This window comes from Polyangiaceae bacterium (assembly GCA_015075635.1).
Taxonomy (GTDB): domain Bacteria; phylum Myxococcota_A; class Polyangia; order Polyangiales; family Polyangiaceae; genus JADJKB01.
The window spans coordinates 1,387,883-1,404,737 of sequence record JABTUA010000002.1; the positions used below are offsets into that span (position 1 = coordinate 1,387,883).

General features: G+C 69.9%; 13 protein-coding genes. 8 read left to right on the plus strand and 5 right to left on the minus strand.

Features of this window, described 5'->3' with window-relative positions:
- Positions 1–37: 37 nt before the first annotated feature.
- Both HS104_22525 and HS104_22530 read left to right on the plus strand, forming a co-directional pair.
- Positions 38–559, plus strand: coding sequence for a hypothetical protein (locus tag HS104_22525; GenBank protein MBE7482739.1), 522 nt, complete (start codon positions 38–40; stop codon positions 557–559).
- Between the two features lie 335 nt (positions 560–894).
- A complete protein-coding gene (locus tag HS104_22530; GenBank protein ID MBE7482740.1) occupies positions 895–2,472 on the plus strand; it encodes a protein kinase in 1,578 nt (525 codons plus the stop codon).
- 14 nt (positions 2,473–2,486) lie between these two features.
- On the opposite strand, the gene HS104_22535 is transcribed toward HS104_22530, so the two are convergent.
- Positions 2,487–3,284, minus strand: a complete 798-nt coding sequence (locus HS104_22535) for a hypothetical protein (GenBank protein ID MBE7482741.1) — start codon at positions 3,282–3,284, stop codon at positions 2,487–2,489.
- 61 nt (positions 3,285–3,345) lie between these two features.
- Complete coding sequence (locus HS104_22540; protein ID MBE7482742.1) at positions 3,346–4,332, minus strand: aldo/keto reductase; 987 nt, start codon at positions 4,330–4,332, stop codon at positions 3,346–3,348.
- A 71-nt stretch (positions 4,333–4,403) separates the two neighbouring features.
- Between HS104_22540 and HS104_22545 the strand changes: the two genes are divergently transcribed.
- Entirely contained in the window at positions 4,404–5,381 is a 978-nt protein-coding gene (locus HS104_22545; protein MBE7482743.1) for a LysR family transcriptional regulator, read from the plus strand.
- 18 nt (positions 5,382–5,399) lie between these two features.
- Here the strand turns inward: HS104_22545 and HS104_22550 are convergent, their stop codons facing one another.
- The gene (locus HS104_22550; protein MBE7482744.1) at positions 5,400–5,696 is read right to left on the minus strand and encodes a thrombospondin type 3 repeat-containing protein; all 297 of its coding nucleotides are present in this window, start codon (positions 5,694–5,696) and stop codon (positions 5,400–5,402) included.
- 98 nt (positions 5,697–5,794) lie between these two features.
- On the opposite strand from HS104_22550, the gene HS104_22555 reads away from it, so the two are divergent.
- The 5 genes from HS104_22555 to HS104_22575 all read left to right on the plus strand — a co-directional run bounded on the left by HS104_22555 (position 5,795) and on the right by HS104_22575 (position 12,109).
- Positions 5,795–6,214, plus strand: coding sequence for a hypothetical protein (locus HS104_22555; protein MBE7482745.1), 420 nt, complete (start codon positions 5,795–5,797; stop codon positions 6,212–6,214).
- Between the two features lie 153 nt (positions 6,215–6,367).
- Complete coding sequence (locus HS104_22560; protein MBE7482746.1) at positions 6,368–8,014, plus strand: FG-GAP repeat protein; 1,647 nt, start codon at positions 6,368–6,370, stop codon at positions 8,012–8,014.
- 295 nt (positions 8,015–8,309) lie between these two features.
- On the plus strand, positions 8,310–9,359 hold the full coding sequence (locus tag HS104_22565) for a hypothetical protein (protein MBE7482747.1): 1,050 nt from the start codon (positions 8,310–8,312) through the stop codon (positions 9,357–9,359).
- Between the two features lie 128 nt (positions 9,360–9,487).
- Positions 9,488–10,969: a hypothetical protein gene (locus HS104_22570; GenBank protein ID MBE7482748.1), complete on the plus strand. Its 1,482-nt coding sequence runs from the start codon at positions 9,488–9,490 to the stop codon at positions 10,967–10,969.
- Positions 10,970–11,056: 87 nt separating this feature from the next.
- On the plus strand, positions 11,057–12,109 hold the full coding sequence (locus HS104_22575; protein ID MBE7482749.1) for a hypothetical protein: 1,053 nt from the start codon (positions 11,057–11,059) through the stop codon (positions 12,107–12,109).
- 297 nt (positions 12,110–12,406) lie between these two features.
- On the opposite strand, the gene HS104_22580 is transcribed toward HS104_22575, so the two are convergent.
- On the minus strand, positions 12,407–14,977 hold the full coding sequence (locus HS104_22580) for a sel1 repeat family protein (protein ID MBE7482750.1): 2,571 nt from the start codon (positions 14,975–14,977) through the stop codon (positions 12,407–12,409).
- 520 nt (positions 14,978–15,497) lie between these two features.
- Positions 15,498–16,808, minus strand: a complete 1,311-nt coding sequence (locus HS104_22585) for a thrombospondin type 3 repeat-containing protein (protein ID MBE7482751.1) — start codon at positions 16,806–16,808, stop codon at positions 15,498–15,500.
- Between the last annotated feature and the right edge of the window lie 47 nt (positions 16,809–16,855).

Genomic DNA, 16,855 nt, shown 5'->3' on the forward strand with positions numbered 1-16,855 from the left:
GGGGTCGTCGCAACGCGGAGCGCGCTATGCTCCGAGCATGCGACTCTTCTTCGCGGCGCTGCTGCTCTCTGCCTGCGCCGACGACGGAGGCGAGGTCGCGTCGAACACCGGCGGCGCTTCCAGCGGCGGCGGCAGCGGCGGCACCGGCACCGGCGGCGCGGGGGGCTCGGGCAACGCAGGCGCGGGCGGCGGCGCGGGCGACCGCGGCGACGCCTGCAGCGCTGCATCACAGGCTGGCGTCCACGCCGCGAGTGCCCTCGGCAAGACCCTGGCTCAGGGCAGCCTGCGCACGCCGCACGCGCTCTGGGATCCCGGGAGCGAGCGCTACGTCGTGCTCTTCGGTGCGGTGGGCGCGAGCGGGTTCCGCACGCGAGTGCTCACCACGCGCTGGGAGTCCGACGCGTTCGCCACCAGCCCGGAGCTCGAGCTCGCGCGCCCCCCTGCCGCTCAGCGCGGCATGATCAACACCTCGCCGAACGAGGCAGGATTGCCTCCGGGCGGGGGCCCGAAGGACAGACCTGCCTTCTTGGCGCCCTTCTTCGCCTCGAAGATGACGTAGGTAGCTCACGCTGAGCTGCTCCTCGGCCTCCCGCCCTACGCGCTCGCGGCGCCCGCGGATAGCGCGCCCGATCAGCGTTCCCGTCCTTGTGCATGTGCGAAGGACCCGCCGGGAAGTACGAGGCTCCACGGTCGCGCTGCGGGAAGTGAGCCGCGACCGCGATGAGACGTTCATGCTCGTGAGGCAACGCATGCACGCGCTCTCGGCATGTCTTGAACCGTGTGTGCGACCATGCATACTGACGTCGCAGGGCCTGCTCGAATTGGCCGGCTCGAAGGGGCGCAGCGAATGGCAGACTCACAGAGGTCGGCGACGACCGGAAAGAACCCCGACCGGTGAGCACGGAGCTGGTTCCAGGCTCGATCTTCGCGTCGGACTACCGGGTTGTCCGCCCGCTGTCGTCGGGTGGCATGGGATCGCTCTGGGTCGTGGAGCAGCTCAGCACGGGCGCGCCGCGCGCGCTGAAGCTGATGCGCCGCGAGCTGGTCACATCGCCGAGGCTTCGCGAGCGCTTCGAGCAGGAGGCGCGGATCGGGGCGCGAGTTCCGAGCGATCACGTGGTGTCGGTGCATGCCGCCGGCATCGACGCAGCGACCGGGTTTCCGTTCCTGGTGATGGAGCTGCTCGAGGGGCAAGACCTGTGGAGCGCATCGCCCCAGAGCGCGCCTTGGGCACCGGAGGACGTGTGCGAGATCTTCGAGCAGCTCTGTCATGGGCTCTCGGCGGCCCACCAGCTCGGCATCGTTCACCGCGACATCAAGCCGGAGAACGTGTTCCTGGCCGGACCCCGCCGAGCCGGGGTGCGCTTCTTCGTCAAGATCTTGGACTTCGGCATCGCCAAGATCGCAGCGGGGGCAGTGGACACGCCCACCGCGGCGGTGGGGACGCCGATGTGGATGGCGCCGGAGCAGGCGCGGGACTCCGTCCAGGTCTCGCCTGCCACGGACGTGTGGGCGCTCGGCTTGCTCGCGTTCTGGATGCTGACCGGTCGCTCGTATCTGCGGTCCGCGAACGAGACCCGCATCGACTTCGGCCGGCTCCTGATGGAGATACTCCACGATGAGCTCGTGCCCGCGTCCGCGCGCGCCGCCGAGCTGGGTGCTCCGGGCTCGATCCCAGTGGGCTTCGACGCCTGGTTCTCGCGCGTCGTGGCACGCAACCCGTCGGATCGCTTCCCCGACGCAGGCGCCGCTTTCGAGGCGCTCGCGCCGGTGCTGCGCTCGGCGCGCGCGGGCGCCGCACCAACCCAGCTCGCGCCCACCCAGGCCGGCACCTCCGGCGCCGCAGACCAGGGCACCCAACTGGGGCCGCCTCCCTCGCCCTCCGCGTTCGGTCCACCTCCGCGCACACAGGTGGATCCGCTCCCAGCCGCGGCAGAGCCCCGATCCCCGGCGCCAACGGCCCCGGCCCCGGGTCGCCGAGCGTTGCTGGCAGGCGCGGGCGCGCTGCTGCTCGCGTTGCTCGTCGCAGCCATCTGGCTCGCGCTGAGCAACGTCGGACGAGCCCCGCCGGCCGCCGCGGCCGCGAGCGCGAGCGCGAGGGAGCCCGTCGGCCTCTCGTCGGAGCAGCTCCAGGGCGTGGTCTCCCGCCGCACTCGCGAGCTCGCGTCCTGCGGCCGCGAGGTCCAAGAGAGGACCCGGGCCGAGCTGGAGCTCGTGGTCAGTCCGGCGGGCGAGGTCGCGCACGCGCGGGTGGCGGTGGGCGATCCAGGTGCTGACGTCGAGAAGTGCCTGATCGAGCAGGTGACGGCCTGGCGCTTCCCGCGCAGCGGCAAGGAAACGACGGTGCGCGTTCCGGTGGTCTTCTCGGTGCAGAAGTCCAAGGGCATCTCGAAAGACCCATACCGGAGCTGCGATCCTCCCTACCGGGTGGACCAGGCTGGAGTGAAGCGGATGAAGCCCGAGTGCCTTTGAGTCAGCGGTCACTCTCAGGGAGTCACCACCACCGAATACGCCGGGTAGCGGACCGCGAAGGCCAAGCGGACCACCCGCGCGTACTCCGGGCTGCCCTTCTTGGCCGAGACGGTGGTGAGCGCGTCTCGCCCGCCCGCCGGCGGTAGGTAGCTCACGCTGAGCTGCTCTTCGGCCTCCAGCCCCTTCCAGAACGACTCGAGGAAGAGCGCGTTCGCCTCGCGGTTCACCAGCTCGAGCCTGGCCGGGGTCGCGGACAGATCCAGCGTGCCCACCTTCGCGCCGTCACGGCTGAGCTCCAGCTTTCGCACGGACGCCGGCGGGTCGCGATCGGCGAAGCGCGGCACGTTGGCATCGACGTCGAAGCCGCGGCCACCAAGATGCTCCTCGACCGCGTGCCGGTACAGCGGGTCTCCCGGCGCGACGAGGCGGGAGCCGTAGGGTCCTCGCTCGCCCGGCTTCTCGGGCGGCAGGTGCATGCTCAACGCGAAGGGCTTCGAGCCGTGGTCGGTCACGAGCTTCTCGAGCGCCCGCGCGTCTTCGCTGCCGCTGTGGAGCACCAGCCGCCAGGGCTTGCCGGCGAGCATCTCCACCACGCCGAGGTCGCGACCCCCTTTGCGGACTCCAAGCCACGCGTCCGCTTCCTGCCGATCCGGCGGGCGGGTCGCGCTGGGCGTCGCGCCGGTCGACCCCGCCGGCTCGGGGGCGCGGGAGCGCTCCTGGCACCCCGCCGAGAGTGCGGCAAGCAGGGCCAAGAGCGTCGCCGTACAGCGCGGGTTCGAAAAGACTCGACCGGATGCAGCGGAGGCGAGCATGGCCCGGGATCATACGGCCGACACCGGCCGGAGTTCTCCGGCCGCGCGCTTCGGCTGAATCTCAGCGCTCGCTGTCCAGGTTTCGCATGTGCTCCGGGGCGTAGCGCTCACCAGCGACGGCGCCGGACGGGACCAGCGCCTCGAGCTCGCGCACGTCGGCGTCCGACAGCGGCTTCTCCAACGCTGCGAGCGCGTCCTCGAGCTGCGCCACCGTTCGCGCGCCGATCACCGGCACGAAGCTCGGCTGCTTCGCCAGCGTCCAGGCGATGGCGAGCTGTCCCGGCGTCATGTTCCGCCGGCGCGCCTGCTCCGCCAGCTTGCCCACGACCCCGTCGTTGTGCGAGCGGTTGCCGCCGGCGAAGCGCGGCAGGTACGCGCGGAAGTCCCCGGGTCCCTTGGGCCGACTACCGCCGAAGAGCCCGCGAGAGAGCACGCCGTAGAGCGTCGCGCCGATGCCGAGCTCGCCGAGCGCCGGGAAGATGCGCGTCTCCGGCGCGCGGCTCGCCAGCGAATATTCGATCTGCAGATCCGCGACCGGGCACACGGCGTGCGCGCGGCGAATCGTCTCCACGCCGACCTCCGACAGCCCCGCGTGCTTGACGTAGCCAGCCTTGATCAGCTCGGCGACCGCGCCCATCGTCTCCTCGATGGGCACGTTGGGGTCGAGACGGGCCGGCCGGTAGACGTCGATCACCTCGACTCCCAGTCGCTTCAGGCTGTAGGCAGCGAAGTTCTTCACCGCTTGCGGGCGGCCGTCCACGCCGGTCCAGCCGCCGTCGGGGGAGCGCAGCGCGCCGAACTTGACCGAGAGCTGCACGCGCTCGCGGCGCCCGCGGATGGCGCGCCCGATCAGCATCTCGTTGTGGCCCATGCCGTAGAAGTCACCGGTGTCGAGCAGGCTCACGCCGCGCTCCACGGCCATCGCGATGGTGCGCTCGCTCTCGGCGTCGTCGCTGGGCCCGTACATACCGCTCATCCCCATGCAGCCGAGGGCGAGCGGAAACACCTGCGGGCCGTTCGTTCCCAGGGTCCTGTGGCTCTTCGTCATTGGCAGTTCCTCCTGAGACCGAGCGTAGGCCTTTCCACCATTCAATCCAGTGAATAGGATGAATGTCACACATGAATTCTGTTAATTCCAGGGACCTCGATCTCAACCTGCTGCGCGTGTTCGTGGTCACCGCGGAGGCAGGCAGCGTGACCGCAGCGGCCGAGCGCTTGTACCTGACGCAGCCGGCGGTGAGCGCGGCGATGAAGCGCCTGTCGAGTGCCGTTGGCGCGCCGCTGTTCGCGCGCGCCGGACGCGGGCTCACGCTCACCGCTCGAGGCGAGCTCCTGCTCGGGCGCGCGCGCCCGCACCTCGAGGCGCTCTTGGCCGCTGCCCTCTCGCCGACCGTATTCGATCCCAAGACCAGCGAGCGCACGGTGCGGCTCGGGCTCGCCGACGCCAGCGAGCCCTGGCTCTTGCCGGCGCTGCTGCGCGTGCTCGCCCAGAGGGCGCCCCGTCTCCGGCTGATCGTGCTGCCGGTGCAGTTCCGCACGGTGGGCGAAGCGCTGGCGTCGGGCCGCGTGGACATGGCGGTCACCGTCGCCGACGAGCTGCCGGCGGGGACGGAGCGCTCCGAGCTGTTCGTGGGCGAGCTCGTGTGCCTGTTCGACCCGCGCTTCGCCCGGCTGGGCAAGACACCCTCGCTGGCGAGCTACCTCGCACACGACCACGCCGTCGTCTCGTACAACGGCGACCTCAGGGGCATCGTCGAAGATGCCCTGGGGCTCAGCCGGCGGGTACGGCTCTCGGTGCCCTCGTTCCAGAGCGTCGGCGGCGTGATCGACGGGACCGCGCTGGTCGCGACGGTGCCGTCGCTGGTGGCCCGGGAGCTCTCCCGCACGCGCCCGCACCTGCGCACGGCTCCGCTGCCTTTCAGCCTCGGCCGTGCGCCCATGGAGCTGCTCTGGCGCAAGGCCGTCGCTGACGACGACGCCGTGCGCTTCGTGCGCGACGAGATCGTGCGCATCTCGCGCGCGGCAGTGGCTAGTTCCCGTCGGCCCCCAGCCACTCCGCGAGCAGGTGCTCGAGCTCGCCGGACTGCGAGACCGTAGCCGGTGGCTGGGGCGCCGTCAGCGGCGCCGGCGCCGGAGCCCGATCGCCCCGACCGCAGCCGCCGCGAGCAGCGCCGGCCAGGAGCGGTCGCTCCCAGCGCCCGGCAGCGCGCAGCCGCAGCCGCCGCTCACCGCGTCGTCGTCGCCGGTCGCCGCCGGATCGACGAAGCCGAGCTCGCCCAGATCGCCGCTGGAGCAGGCCTCGCCCTTGTCGCCGAGGCCGGCCTTCTGGTCTGGGTTCACCACGGTCGGGCAGTTGTCCACCGCGTTGAACACGCCGTCGCCGTCCAGGTCGTCGTCGCAGGCTCGAGTCATGCTGCCAGAACCTACCGGCTGGGGGCCGCTGCGCGCGCGTGTCAGCACATGCCGACATGCGGCTCGAGGTCGTTTGCCGTAGTCGTGGTTGGGCTCGCATGGACCTCCGTGTTCGACCTCTGCTCACCGCGTGGCGGCGGGTGCTCATCGGGTTGCTCGCGATCGGGGCATTCGGCGGATGCTTCAATCCCTTCGGGCGACGGGGCGAGGGTGACGGCGAGGGGTCCGGCCCGCCCAGCTGCAAGAGCTCGTGCGAGCGTCTGAAGAAGAAGACCTGCCTGACGACGGATGTGCCCAAGTGCACGACGGAGTGCACCGGTCACGAGGCGAAGGTCTCCGCTCTCGGGTGCGGCACCGAATGGGCCGCGCTGCTCGAGTGCTGCACTACCTGCGCGCACGGCGGGAACGACTGCACCTACGGGTTGGGCTGCGGCCCTCGCGAATTCTCGCCGTGCCGACATCCTTGCGGCGGGGAGTGGTCGGCGGTGGAACAGTGCGCCGGCCCCCTGGAGGACTGACGGAGCGGCTCGTCGATGAGACTGTCAGCACCTGCCGACACGCCAAGCGCCCGTCGTCCGTGTTGACCTGATAGCATGTCCAAGCGAGAGACTTGCGAGTCGGGTCGGTCGAGTCGGGGTGGTCTTCGGAGCAGGCGCTTTGCCGCAGTGTGGATGCCGCTGACCGGGCTCGCGCTCGCCTGTGGGAGCGCGACGACCGAGGACTCGGCGACCTCGACCGAGCCACTCACGGCGAACCAGCAGGCCAAGCTCGTGCCCAACGACGGCGAGGCCAGCGACCGCTTCAGCTACGCGGCCGTGGACGTCGATGGTGACACGGCCATCGTCGGCGCGTGGGGAGACGACGACAAGGGATCGAACGCGGGGGCCGCCTACGTCTTCGTGAAGAACGGCGGCACCTGGTCGCAGCAGGCCAAGCTCACCGCGAGCGACGGCGGCGCCAACGACTACTTCGGCGTCGTGACGGCCGTCGAAGGGGACACGGCGATCGTCGGCGCCTACCAGGACGACAACTGGCAGGGCTCCGCCTACGTCTTCGTGCGCAACGGAACGACCTGGACGCAGCAGGCCAAGCTCACGGCGGGAGACCCCACGAACGGGGCGGAGTTCGGCTGCCGAGTCGGCATCTCCGGCGACACCGTGATCGTGGGCGCCCGCTGGCGTGCGCCGTCGGGCGCGGCCTACGTCTTCACGCGGAGCGGGACGACCTGGTCGCAGCAAGCGAAGCTCACGTCGGATGCGACCGCCGGCGGCGGCGTGTCGGGCGGTGGGTTCGGCTGGTCCGTGGACGTCTCCGGCGACACGGCGCTGGTGAGCGCGTTCCAGGACGACATCACCGCGACGGACCAGGGGTCGCTGTTCGTCTTCACGCGAAGCGGCGCGACCTGGTCGCAGCAGGCGAAGCTGGTCGCGTCCGACGCCGGCGCCGGACACAAGCTGGGCTACTGGGTCGCGCTTCAGGGAAACACGGTTCTGGCCGGCGCTCCCTTCCACGGCTCGGGCAGAGGCGCGGGCTACGTGTTCTTCCGCTCGGGCACCGCGTGGTCGGAGCAAGGGAAGCTCCTGGCCGCGGACGGCGCGGCGGGGGACAACCTCGGCAACGCCGTGGCGGTTCACGGCGACGTCGCGATCCTCGGCGCCGAGGGCGACGACATCGGCACGAGCGCGAATCAGGGCAGCGCGTACCTCTTCACGCGCACCGGCAACGCCTGGAGCGAGGCCGTGAAGCTCGCCGCGGCGGATGGGACCGGCGGCGACCAGTTCGGAAACGCGGTGTCCTTGTCCAACGGCGTGGCGCTCGCGGGCGCCTATCTGGACAACCCCAAGGGCTCCCAGAGCGGGTCGGCGTACGTCTTCGACTACACCAACGGCACCGGTGGCACCGGCGGCACTGGCGGCACGGCGACGGGTGGCACCGGCGGCACCGCGACGGGTGGCACCGGCGGCACCGCGGCGGGTGGCACGGCCGGCGCGGGCGGCGCAGGAACCGGCGGCACTGCGGGCAGTGCCACGGGCGGTAGCGCGGGCGCATCCGGCGGTGGCGCTGGAGTTGCTGGCGCCGCGGGAGCTTCCGCAGGCAGCGGAGGCGGCGGAACCGGCGGCGCTGGAGTCGGAGGTGACGGCACGGGCGCAAGCGCAACGGGCGGCGCGGCCGGTCCGGGCGGCAGCGAGAGCTCGTCCGAGGACGAGGGCGGCTGCGGCTGCCGACTCTCCGGGCAAGGCGCGCCTTCGTCGCAGCTCTCGCTGCTCTTCGTCGCCGCGGGGGCGAGCCTCCTGCGACGCCGTCGGCGCGCGCGCTGACGACGGGCGTGAGGTTCGTGCGCGCCGGGGCGCGGCGTCTCGCGCGTTGACGCACTACCGCGCTTTGGCCATGCGCCTCTCCCGTCGTGGCCCTCGTCGTCCAGAAGTTTGGCAGGGATGACGCGCATCGCGTTCAAAATCCCCCGCGGAAACTGACCCGGCCGGCGCCGCTGCGCACACCGGCTCGCGGGGGCGTGTCAGCACATGCTGACTAGGCAATTCCTTCGGCGCAAGGCACGCTTGTCGGTTCATGGGCCAACTCCATCTCCCCATCGGTGTCTGCCTCGCGCTCGCCGTGTCCGCCTCTGCAGTCGCTTCGGCGCAGACTCCGGCCGCGCCTCCTCCTCCTCCGGCGGCCGACGCTCCGCCGCCCGCTCCCGCGGTCCCGAGCTACCCGGCGCCGGGCCCGGCGACCAACAACTGGGACGTGCTGGTCACCGCCGACGGTCGAGTACTCTACGTGCGCGTCATGCGCCACGAGCCCGGCTCGTTCGTGACGTTCCGCCACAGCGATGGTCGCGAGGAAACCTGGGCTTGGGCCCAGGTCAAGGTGGTGGCGCTCGTGCCGGACCGCACCGGCTTGGTCACACCGGGGGCACCCGTGCCTCCGCCCACGAAGACGAGCCAGACCAACGTCGGCACGTCTGGCGTTCAGCACTCGACGGCTCGCGACTGCAGCACGCGTCCTGGCGAGCAGTGTCAGGAGCAAACGACGACGAACGTGGATGGCAGAGGCGTCAGCTTCGGGCTCCAGGGACAAAGCGTTCAACGTGTCGTCACGCCGCCCTCCTACGACATCGGCGGCGCAGTGGAGCTGGCCGGCCTGTACGGCACTGGCACCGGTGACATCGACGTGACCATCCTTGGCTACAATGTCCAAGGCGGGCTCCGCACCATGTTCGGCGGACAGTTCCCCGGGCCCGAGGGCGGCGGCTGGAGCGGCGTGGGGCTCGAGCTGATGGGCACCTTCGGCGGCGGCGCCGGGAAGATCGACGCTGCTGGAACCGAGGTCGACTACGAGCAGGCGACCGTCTCGGCGAACGTCGGCGCGGGCTACCAGTACCTGAAGTTTGGCTCGATGGATCCCAAGACGCTGCAACAGGGCGGGTTCGGGTTGTTCTTGGGCTATCGCGTTGGAGCCGCTGCGAACTTCACGACGACGAAAGTCGGAGACAAAGAGACCACCAACGACGACACGAGCATGAGCCACGGACCCGTGCTGACGCTCAGCTTCCCCAAATACAATGCCGGAACGGCCAAGCTCCGGCGTTGGACCATCACGGCGATGGGCATGTACATCTCGGACTTCCTGCTCGTGACCGTGGGCGGCGGTTACACGTGGTAGGCCGCCAATCCCTCCGGCTCGTCCTTTGGTGCGCCCTGGCGGGCGCCGGCTGCGGCGAGAGTGACTCGCAAACGGACACGACGTCCGACGTCGCGCGCGCCACCATTGGTCCCACCGGCGGGCAGCTCGTGAGCAAGGACGGCGCGGTCACGTTGCACGTGCCTGCAGGTGCCCTCAGCCAAGACGTCGAGCTCGCCATCGCCCCCGCCAAGAGCACACCGACCGGCGGGCTGGGCAAGGCCTACGACTTCCTCCCCCACGGCACGACCTTCGATCAGCCCGTCTCCCTCGTGTTCGACAACAACTACACGCCGGCTGCTGGCGTCACCGTTGGCGTGGGCATGGTGATAGACGGGCGTTGGGTGCCCGTGCCGACCTCCGGCCCGGACGCCAGCGGGCAGAAGGTCCTGGCGACGACGCAGCACTTTTCGAGCTACGGAGGCGTCGCGATGCCTGCCGCTACCGCCGCATGCAACGGTAGCAGCAAGGACCCGTGCCTGTGCGAAGAGGTCGCTTGGAAGACCTGCTGCCAGGCGCAGCAAGCCGGGAACCCCCTCTTTTCCGTGAGTGCCTGGACGTCGCCCACTGTTTGCGTCTGCTCCAACCCAAAGACTCTCAACGGCATCTTCGATTGCTACGAAGACAAGACCGGCAACGACTTTGGCGGCTGCACACGTTGCGAACGCGACTGCTGCACCAAAGCCAAGGCATTCGCTTTCGCTTCCGACGGCGTGTGCGCCTGCAGCCTGCCGGCGGGGGACACCTGTCTGCAGCAATGTGCCGCCCAGAACAAAGCCACCACCAAGTGTGAAGCGGCACACAAGGGCGGTGTCACGGCGCCCGAGTGTAGCGGCACGGGCGGAACCGGCGGCACGGGCGGAACCGGCGGCACGGGCGGAACCGGTGGCATGGGCGGCACGGGCGGAAGCGGTGGAGTTGGCGGCACCGGTGGCATGGGTGGCACGGGCGGCTCGGGCGGGAGCGCGGGCGCAGCCTCGGGCGGGAGCGCGGGCACAGCCTCGGGCGGGAGCGCGGGCACAGCCTCGGGCGGGAGCGCGGGCGCAGGTGGGGGCGCGGGCGCGGGTGGAACCGGCGGAAGCGGTGGATGCTCCCTGAGCTTCAGCGATGCCTTCACGACGAACCCGATCAACAACACGTGGCACGTCGCCGGCTCCGCGTTGCCCATCGGGATGTTCTCGGATTTGACGGTGACCTGGCAGCCACAGGGTCTGGCTACGCCCGGCCTGATGCGCATCTCGAGCGCGGGCAACGCAAACGCCGACGCACCAGCGACGTTCTTCCCGAGCACCAGCTTCGACGCCTCGGGCTGTGCGTCCGTGAAGGTCAGCTTCAACTACGTCTTGAGCGCCTTCGACACGGACGGCGGCGCGCCCGTGATCGCGACGGTACAGGTGTACGAAAAAACTACCGGTCAGGCCACGGAGGCGGCGACGCTGCAACAGTCCGTGAACCTCACCCAGCGCGTGGTCGACCTGACCCCGTTTCTGCCGGCGTCCAAGGTCTTCGTTCTTCGCTTCTGGGCGGGTCACCCCGTGCCGACCCAAGCCTTCTCCTTCGACGTCGACGACGTCGTGGTCTCCGGGAGCTGATCACTCACCGTTCCGCGGCGGGTCCCAGGGGGCCTGATCGCCATCATTTCCGGACCGGGTCGGCCCCGCGCAATCTGTTGCGCTCGAATGAGCGCAAGTTCCGCCGTAGCCGCCCTGCTTCGGGACCTCGGTCCCGGGCTCGAGGCGCTTCCGTGGAGCTCGCCGGGCGAGGCGATGGCTTCCTTGCCTGCGTCGCGGCGCGCCGCCTTGCGGCAGTTCACGCGGCAGCTGGGCGAGTCCTGGCTCTCGCCACGACCGGAGCGGGAGCTTCTCCGCCGGCTCGAGCGGGCTGCGCCAGGCAACATGGTCGGCGTGCACCCGGGGCCAGCCCCTGACAGCCTCCCTTGGTTGGTCCACACGCGCGGCATGGGCAAGGCCGAGGGCGACCCGATCGAGAATCAACACTTGATCGCCGCGACCTGTCTGTACGACCCGACGCGCCGCGACGCGTTTTCGGACCGTCCCGTGGCACTGGCCCCGCTCATTCGTCGAACGCCGGTGAACATCGACCCGCTGAGCCTCGTGGACGGCGTCCTGCACCCCAATCGGCTGTTCCACCAGCTCAGGATGGTGCTCTACCAGAGCGGACGCGTGCGGCTCTTCGTGGGACTCTACCGCGAGCGTGTCAGCGAGCGCTTCGACGAAGGAGACCACGCCGCGATGCTCGCCTTGCGCCCAGCCCTTGCGGAGTGGGTTCGCGTCGCGCGTGCCATCGGACTCGCGCCCCTCGGCGATGGCGCGCTGGTCACCGCGCTCGGGGCCATCGACCAGCCGGCTCTCTTGCTGAGGCGTGGCAGGGTCGTCTTCGCCAATGCCCTCGGGGAGCGCTGGGTCGGGCGCGTGAAGGAGTGGGCACGCACGTCACCTCGCGACTCGCGCTTCGCTTCGACCGTACGTTTGTGTCCCAGCGGGTTGGACGTGGAGCTCGTGCTGGTGCGCGCGGAGCGAGCATGGGATTTTACGGCTCGCCTGACCCCCGCCCTCGTACCCGTGGCCGAGGCCATGGCCGAGGGCTTGTCGGACAAGGAGGTCGCGGACCGGCTACGCCTGCCCCTGCGCACCGCACGCACGTACGCGCAGCGTGTGCTCGCGCGTCTGCAGATCAGCGACCGGCGGGAGCTCATTCGGCGTCAGCGCTGAGGCGAGCCAGCGCGGGGTGCTGCCCTCACAGGCACGAGCACTCCGGGTCTCCGGCGTCACAGCGACAAAGGCCGGAGCCCGCGGCAGCACCGCCGTCCTGCGCGTTTCCCCGTTCCCGTTCGCGCTGCCTGTGCTCGCGCTCGGCCTGGTCGCGTCGCTGCTGGGTGTCCACGAGCCCTTCGGGAGGCCCCGAACAGCGTTCGCAGCCCGCGAGACCCGCCGCGCCCGACAAGATCAGCACCACGGCGCCGATTCGGCTGCGGTTCCGCGCTGTCCCGCCGTGAGCGACCCTCGGCATCAGCGCTTGCGCGCCTCGAGGGTCGCCGCGCAGTCTTTGGGGTCCGCTCCAAGACTGCACGCGAGCTCTACGTACTTGACGCTCTGAGCGCGGTCCTTGGACCCGCCCCACGCATTCCAGTAGGCGTCCGCGAGGCCCCAACAAGCGTTGTGGTGCTTGGCCCCACAGCCCTGCTTCCACAGCTTCCGCGCCAGCTTTCCGTCGGCCTTCAACCCCTGGGTCCCCTTGGCGAGCTTGTAGGCGAGCTGCGTGCAGCGCTCGTTGTCTTTGCAGATGTCGTCCAGCCACTCGAGCCTGCAGTTCCAAAAGTTCGAGGAACTCGCTTCCACCAGGCAGCGCTCCTTGCGCAAGGACTCGGTACGCGCGCTGTCCTTGGGCAACGAAGGGCTACGCTCGTAGAGGCTCGCCAGGGCTGCGCAACCTTCCGCGTATTTTGCCTTGCAGGCTCGGTCGTAGAAGTCCGCCGCCACGAGGTCGCTTTTCGGCGTGCCACGACCGTCCTGCGCCGTCGCGCCGGCCAGATGGCAGCTCGCGCCATCCGAATTCTCGCAGCCGATGGTCGCGAAAGCCACGCGACGTTCCTTGTCGGGATGGCGTCGGGCCAGGTAGGAGCAGGCCAGACGCGCGTAGCCGAGGGTGCAAGACTTTTCGAGCGCCGCCAGCCCTCTTTTCTCGTCGCGCCGAGCTGCGAGAATACCCTCGAAGTAGCGGATGCCGGCGTTGTAGCAGCCGGCGCGGTCACCGAGCTCGCAGGCCTTGTCGTAGAGGTCCCGGACCTGGGCCGGGTCGTGTCCAGCAGTATGCGCGAGCAGGAATCCCTGGTCCTGACAGCCGCGGCCACTGTCGAGCGAGCAGGCTTTCTTCGCGAGCTCGAGCGCGCGCTGCGGGTCTTTGGGCACGGCTCGCCCGAGCTGAAACGAGAGTCCGAGCTCCGCACAGCCCTCGCCCACGTCGCGCTGACAAGCCGCTTCCAGGATCGCGTTGCCCTGGACTTCGTTTTTGGCCACGTGGGTCCCGGAAAAGTGGAGCGAGGCCAAATCGCTGCACGACCCTCCGTGGCCGTCGTCACAGGCCGTCTTCAGGTACTGGAGCCCGCGGCTCACGTCCTGCACGACTCCGCTTCCCTTGAAGTGCGCCCACGCGAGTTGGCGACAGGCGTTGTTGCCGACCGTGTCGCGCCCTCCGTCGCAGGTCCGGCGGTAGAGCGCCGCCGCCTTGCCGGGGTCCTGAGGCACCTCGAGGCCTCCCGCGTACATGTAGGCCAGCTCGAGGCAACCCTTGCTCTGACCCGCGTCGCAGCTCTTCTGAAAGAGCTCGAGGGCCTTCGCTACGTTCTTCGGAGCTCCGCTGCCGTGCTTCAGCTTGGCGCCCCAATTGGCGCAGGAGTACGCGAACCCGCCGGAACAGGCCCGCTCGAAGAGCTCCACGGCCTTCTCCTGCTCGCCTCGATCTTCGTAGCGAACGGCCAGGTTGTTGCACCCGCGCATTTCTCCGGCCTTGCACGCCGCGTCTTGGAGCGCGAAGTCGCGGTCGAGATCCTTCGGCAGGCCGGCCTCGCCGCGGGAGTACATGATCCCGAGGCCACTACAGGCGTACTGAACGTTCTTCGCGCACGCTTGCTCGTAGAGGGCTCGGGCACGCGCAACATCCTTGGCGACTCCGAAGTAGGCGTAGTGAAGGGCGTAGCCGTAGTAGCCGCAGCTCGCCAGATCCCCCTTGTCGCACTCGGCGCGGCACTCGGCCGGCTTCGCCGGGTTGCAGACGTAGCCGGTCGAAGCTCGACGGTGTGTGCATTTGCCGGCGACCGGCACCAGGCCCTCGGGGCACTCGGTCACGACGGCGTCGTCGGCTCCAGTCTGAGCAGCGTCGAGCGCGACGAGCTCCAGGCGCAGTGCCGATCCGCATCGAGCCGGCGGCTTCCCCGACTCGACAGATAGCCCCTTGCATGCGCTCGCCTCACCGTCCTTCATCGTGCGCTCGCTGCTCGCGCTCCTGAGCCCGCTCGCGCCGGCGCCGAAGACTTCCACGGCGCCGGCGATCCGACCCTGCTGCCCGCGCTTGACGGCGAAGGCTCCGAGATACGCACCTCGCACGAAATGCGTCGCCCGCTGACACTCCGGGTCGGTTCCCAGAGCGCTCCGGGCGACACTGGGGGTCACTGCTCGGCGCTTGCCGACGGTCGTGAACGCCAAGTCCAGCGCCGAGCCGCGCTGGAGCTCCGCGGAGATCTTCGCCCCGAAGGCCGGCAAGTTGGCGCGGATCTCGTCGGCGTCGCTCAGCTGCAGCACGTCCTCTTTGGGCTCGACGCCGACGTAGCCGTAGCTGCCGGACGCGGCGCAGCCCCGGATCAGCTCCAGGTTCTTGCAGTCGTAGCGCACGAGGGCGAGGCCGTCCTCGGCCATGGCGACCTCGAGGTCCGCCCGCTCGTGGGAGGTCCAGTCCATCACGAGCGGGGTCGCGCGCTGGGGCACCACTCGGCAACTGCCTTCGCCCAGCGACTCCGCCAGGCCCTGCTCGGCGCTCGCTTTGCCGAGGCCTGGCTTGCCACGGTAGCAACCAGTAGCGCCCAAGGTGAGTGCTAGGGCAAACGGAAGGGCGATGGACAGCAGACGAAATGTGGATGGCATGCCCTCCAGGATCACCGCTGGCAGGCAGGCGGCGCATGTCGGCACATGCTGACAGTGTCGATTAACCCTCGAGGATCCGTCCTCGAAGACGCTGGGATCCCCGTAGCCCGGCCCGCGACGACCTCCGATCAGTGCGGTGAGGTCTTCACGCTTACGGTCTCGATGCTGCCGTCCGGGCGCATCGAGTGGCGGGTGCCATTGCCCCAGACTTTGGCGCCCAGCGTTGCTCCCAATCCATGAAGCACGCTCGGTGCATGGCGGCATCTGAGAAAAGCCAGAGCTGATGATCCGCATCGTCGATGAAGTGACTCGTCGCGACGCGATCCTCGGCGGCACCGAGAGCCTCGCTGCAAATCGCGCAGAGCATGCCTGGGTAGATGAGAGCTGTGTCGGGACCCACGCCTTGCGCGGACGGCCGAGGGCCGGTCGCCGTGGGCGTCGAGCGCGCCGGCGATGAGCTCGCTCACCGGCGCCGGCGCCGGAGCCCGATCGCCCCGACTGCTGCCGCCGCGAGCAGCGCCGGCCAGGAGCGGTCGCTCCCACCGCCCGGCAGCGCGCAGCCGCAGCCGCCGCTCACCGCGTCGTCGTCACCGGTCGCCGCCGGATCGACGAAGCCGAGCTCGCCCAGATCGCCGCTGGAGCAGGCCTCGCCCTTGTCGCCGAGGCCGGCCTTCTGGTCCGGGTTCACCACCGTCGGGCAGTTGTCCACCGCGTTGAACACGCCGTCGCCGTCCAGGTCGTCGTCGCAGGCGTCGCCGACGCCGTCTTCGTCCGAGTCTTCCTGGCTCTCGTGGGCGAGGTCGGGGCAGTTGTCGCTGCCGTTCGGCGTGCCGTCGCCGTCCAGGTCGTCGTCGCAAGCGTCGCCGATCCCGTCGCCGTCGGCGTCGGTCTGGGTCGCGTCGGCGACCTCGGGGCAGACGTCCGTCGCGTCGAGCACTCCGTCACCGTCGTCGTCGTCGTCGCAGGCGTCGCCGCTGCCGTCTCCGTCGGCGTCGGCCTGGTCCGCGTTGGCGTCCGTCGGACAGTTGTCCTCTGCGTCGGTGATGCCGTCGCCGTCGTCGTCCGCCTCGCAGGCGTCGCCCTTGCCGTCCTTGTCCGTATCGGTCTGCGCGGTGTTCTTCACCAGCGGGCAGTTGTCCTTGGCGTCGGGGATGGTGTCCGCGTCGTCGTCGTCGTCGCAGGCGTCGCCTTTGCCGTCCTTGTCCGTGTCCAGCTGGCTCTTGTTGGCGACGGTGGGGCAGTTGTCCTTGGTGTCGAGGATCGTGTCCCCGTCGTCGTCCGTGTCACAGGCGTCGCCCTTGCCGTCCTTGTCCGTGTCGGTCTGCGCGGTGTTCTTCACCAGCGGGCAGTTGTCCTTGGTGTCGAGGATCGTGTCCCCGTCGTCGTCCGTGTCGCAGGCGTCGCCCTTGCCGTCCTTGTCCGTGTCCAGCTGGCTGGTGTTCTTGTTGGACGGGCAGTTGTCCTTCGAGTCGGCGATGCCGTCGCCGTCCTTGTCGGGGAAGTCCTGGACGTTGTCGCGCCGGATGGCCTTGTAGCTCGAGCTGATGCTGCGACCGCCGCGCACGCAGCCGTACGAGCAGCCCTTGCACTCGATGGCGGTGACCCAGCCCCAGGGGTCGCCGCTCTCGTACAGGAAGATGTGGCCCGCGCCGTTGGTGTTGTAGACGAACGAGTCGGCCTTCTTGGCGCTGCCGCGCGAAATCGTGCTCCAGTGGTAGCTGTTGTTGTCGAAGTGGTAAGTCGAATACGGGTGCGAGTCCGTCGTCACGGCGATGGCGCTCGGGACCTGCCAGGCCTTGGCGACGAAGCCGGAGCAGTCCG

Bases quoted from the DNA above. Each gene is read 5' to 3' on its own strand.
- HS104_22525 (MBE7482739.1), top strand. From the start codon at position 38: ATGCGACTCTTCTTCGCGGCGCTGCTGCTCTCTGCCTGCGCCGACGAC.
- HS104_22535 (MBE7482741.1), bottom strand. From the start codon at position 3,284: ATGCTCGCCTCCGCTGCATCCGGTCGAGTCTTTTCGAACCCGCGCTGT.
- HS104_22540 (MBE7482742.1), bottom strand. From the start codon at position 4,332: ATGACGAAGAGCCACAGGACCCTGGGAACGAACGGCCCGCAGGTGTTT.
- HS104_22545 (MBE7482743.1), top strand. From the start codon at position 4,404: ATGAATTCTGTTAATTCCAGGGACCTCGATCTCAACCTGCTGCGCGTG.
- HS104_22550 (MBE7482744.1), bottom strand. From the start codon at position 5,696: ATGACTCGAGCCTGCGACGACGACCTGGACGGCGACGGCGTGTTCAAC.
- HS104_22555 (MBE7482745.1), top strand. From the start codon at position 5,795: ATGGACCTCCGTGTTCGACCTCTGCTCACCGCGTGGCGGCGGGTGCTC.
- HS104_22560 (MBE7482746.1), top strand. From the start codon at position 6,368: ATGCCGCTGACCGGGCTCGCGCTCGCCTGTGGGAGCGCGACGACCGAG.
- HS104_22575 (MBE7482749.1), top strand. From the start codon at position 11,057: ATGAGCGCAAGTTCCGCCGTAGCCGCCCTGCTTCGGGACCTCGGTCCC.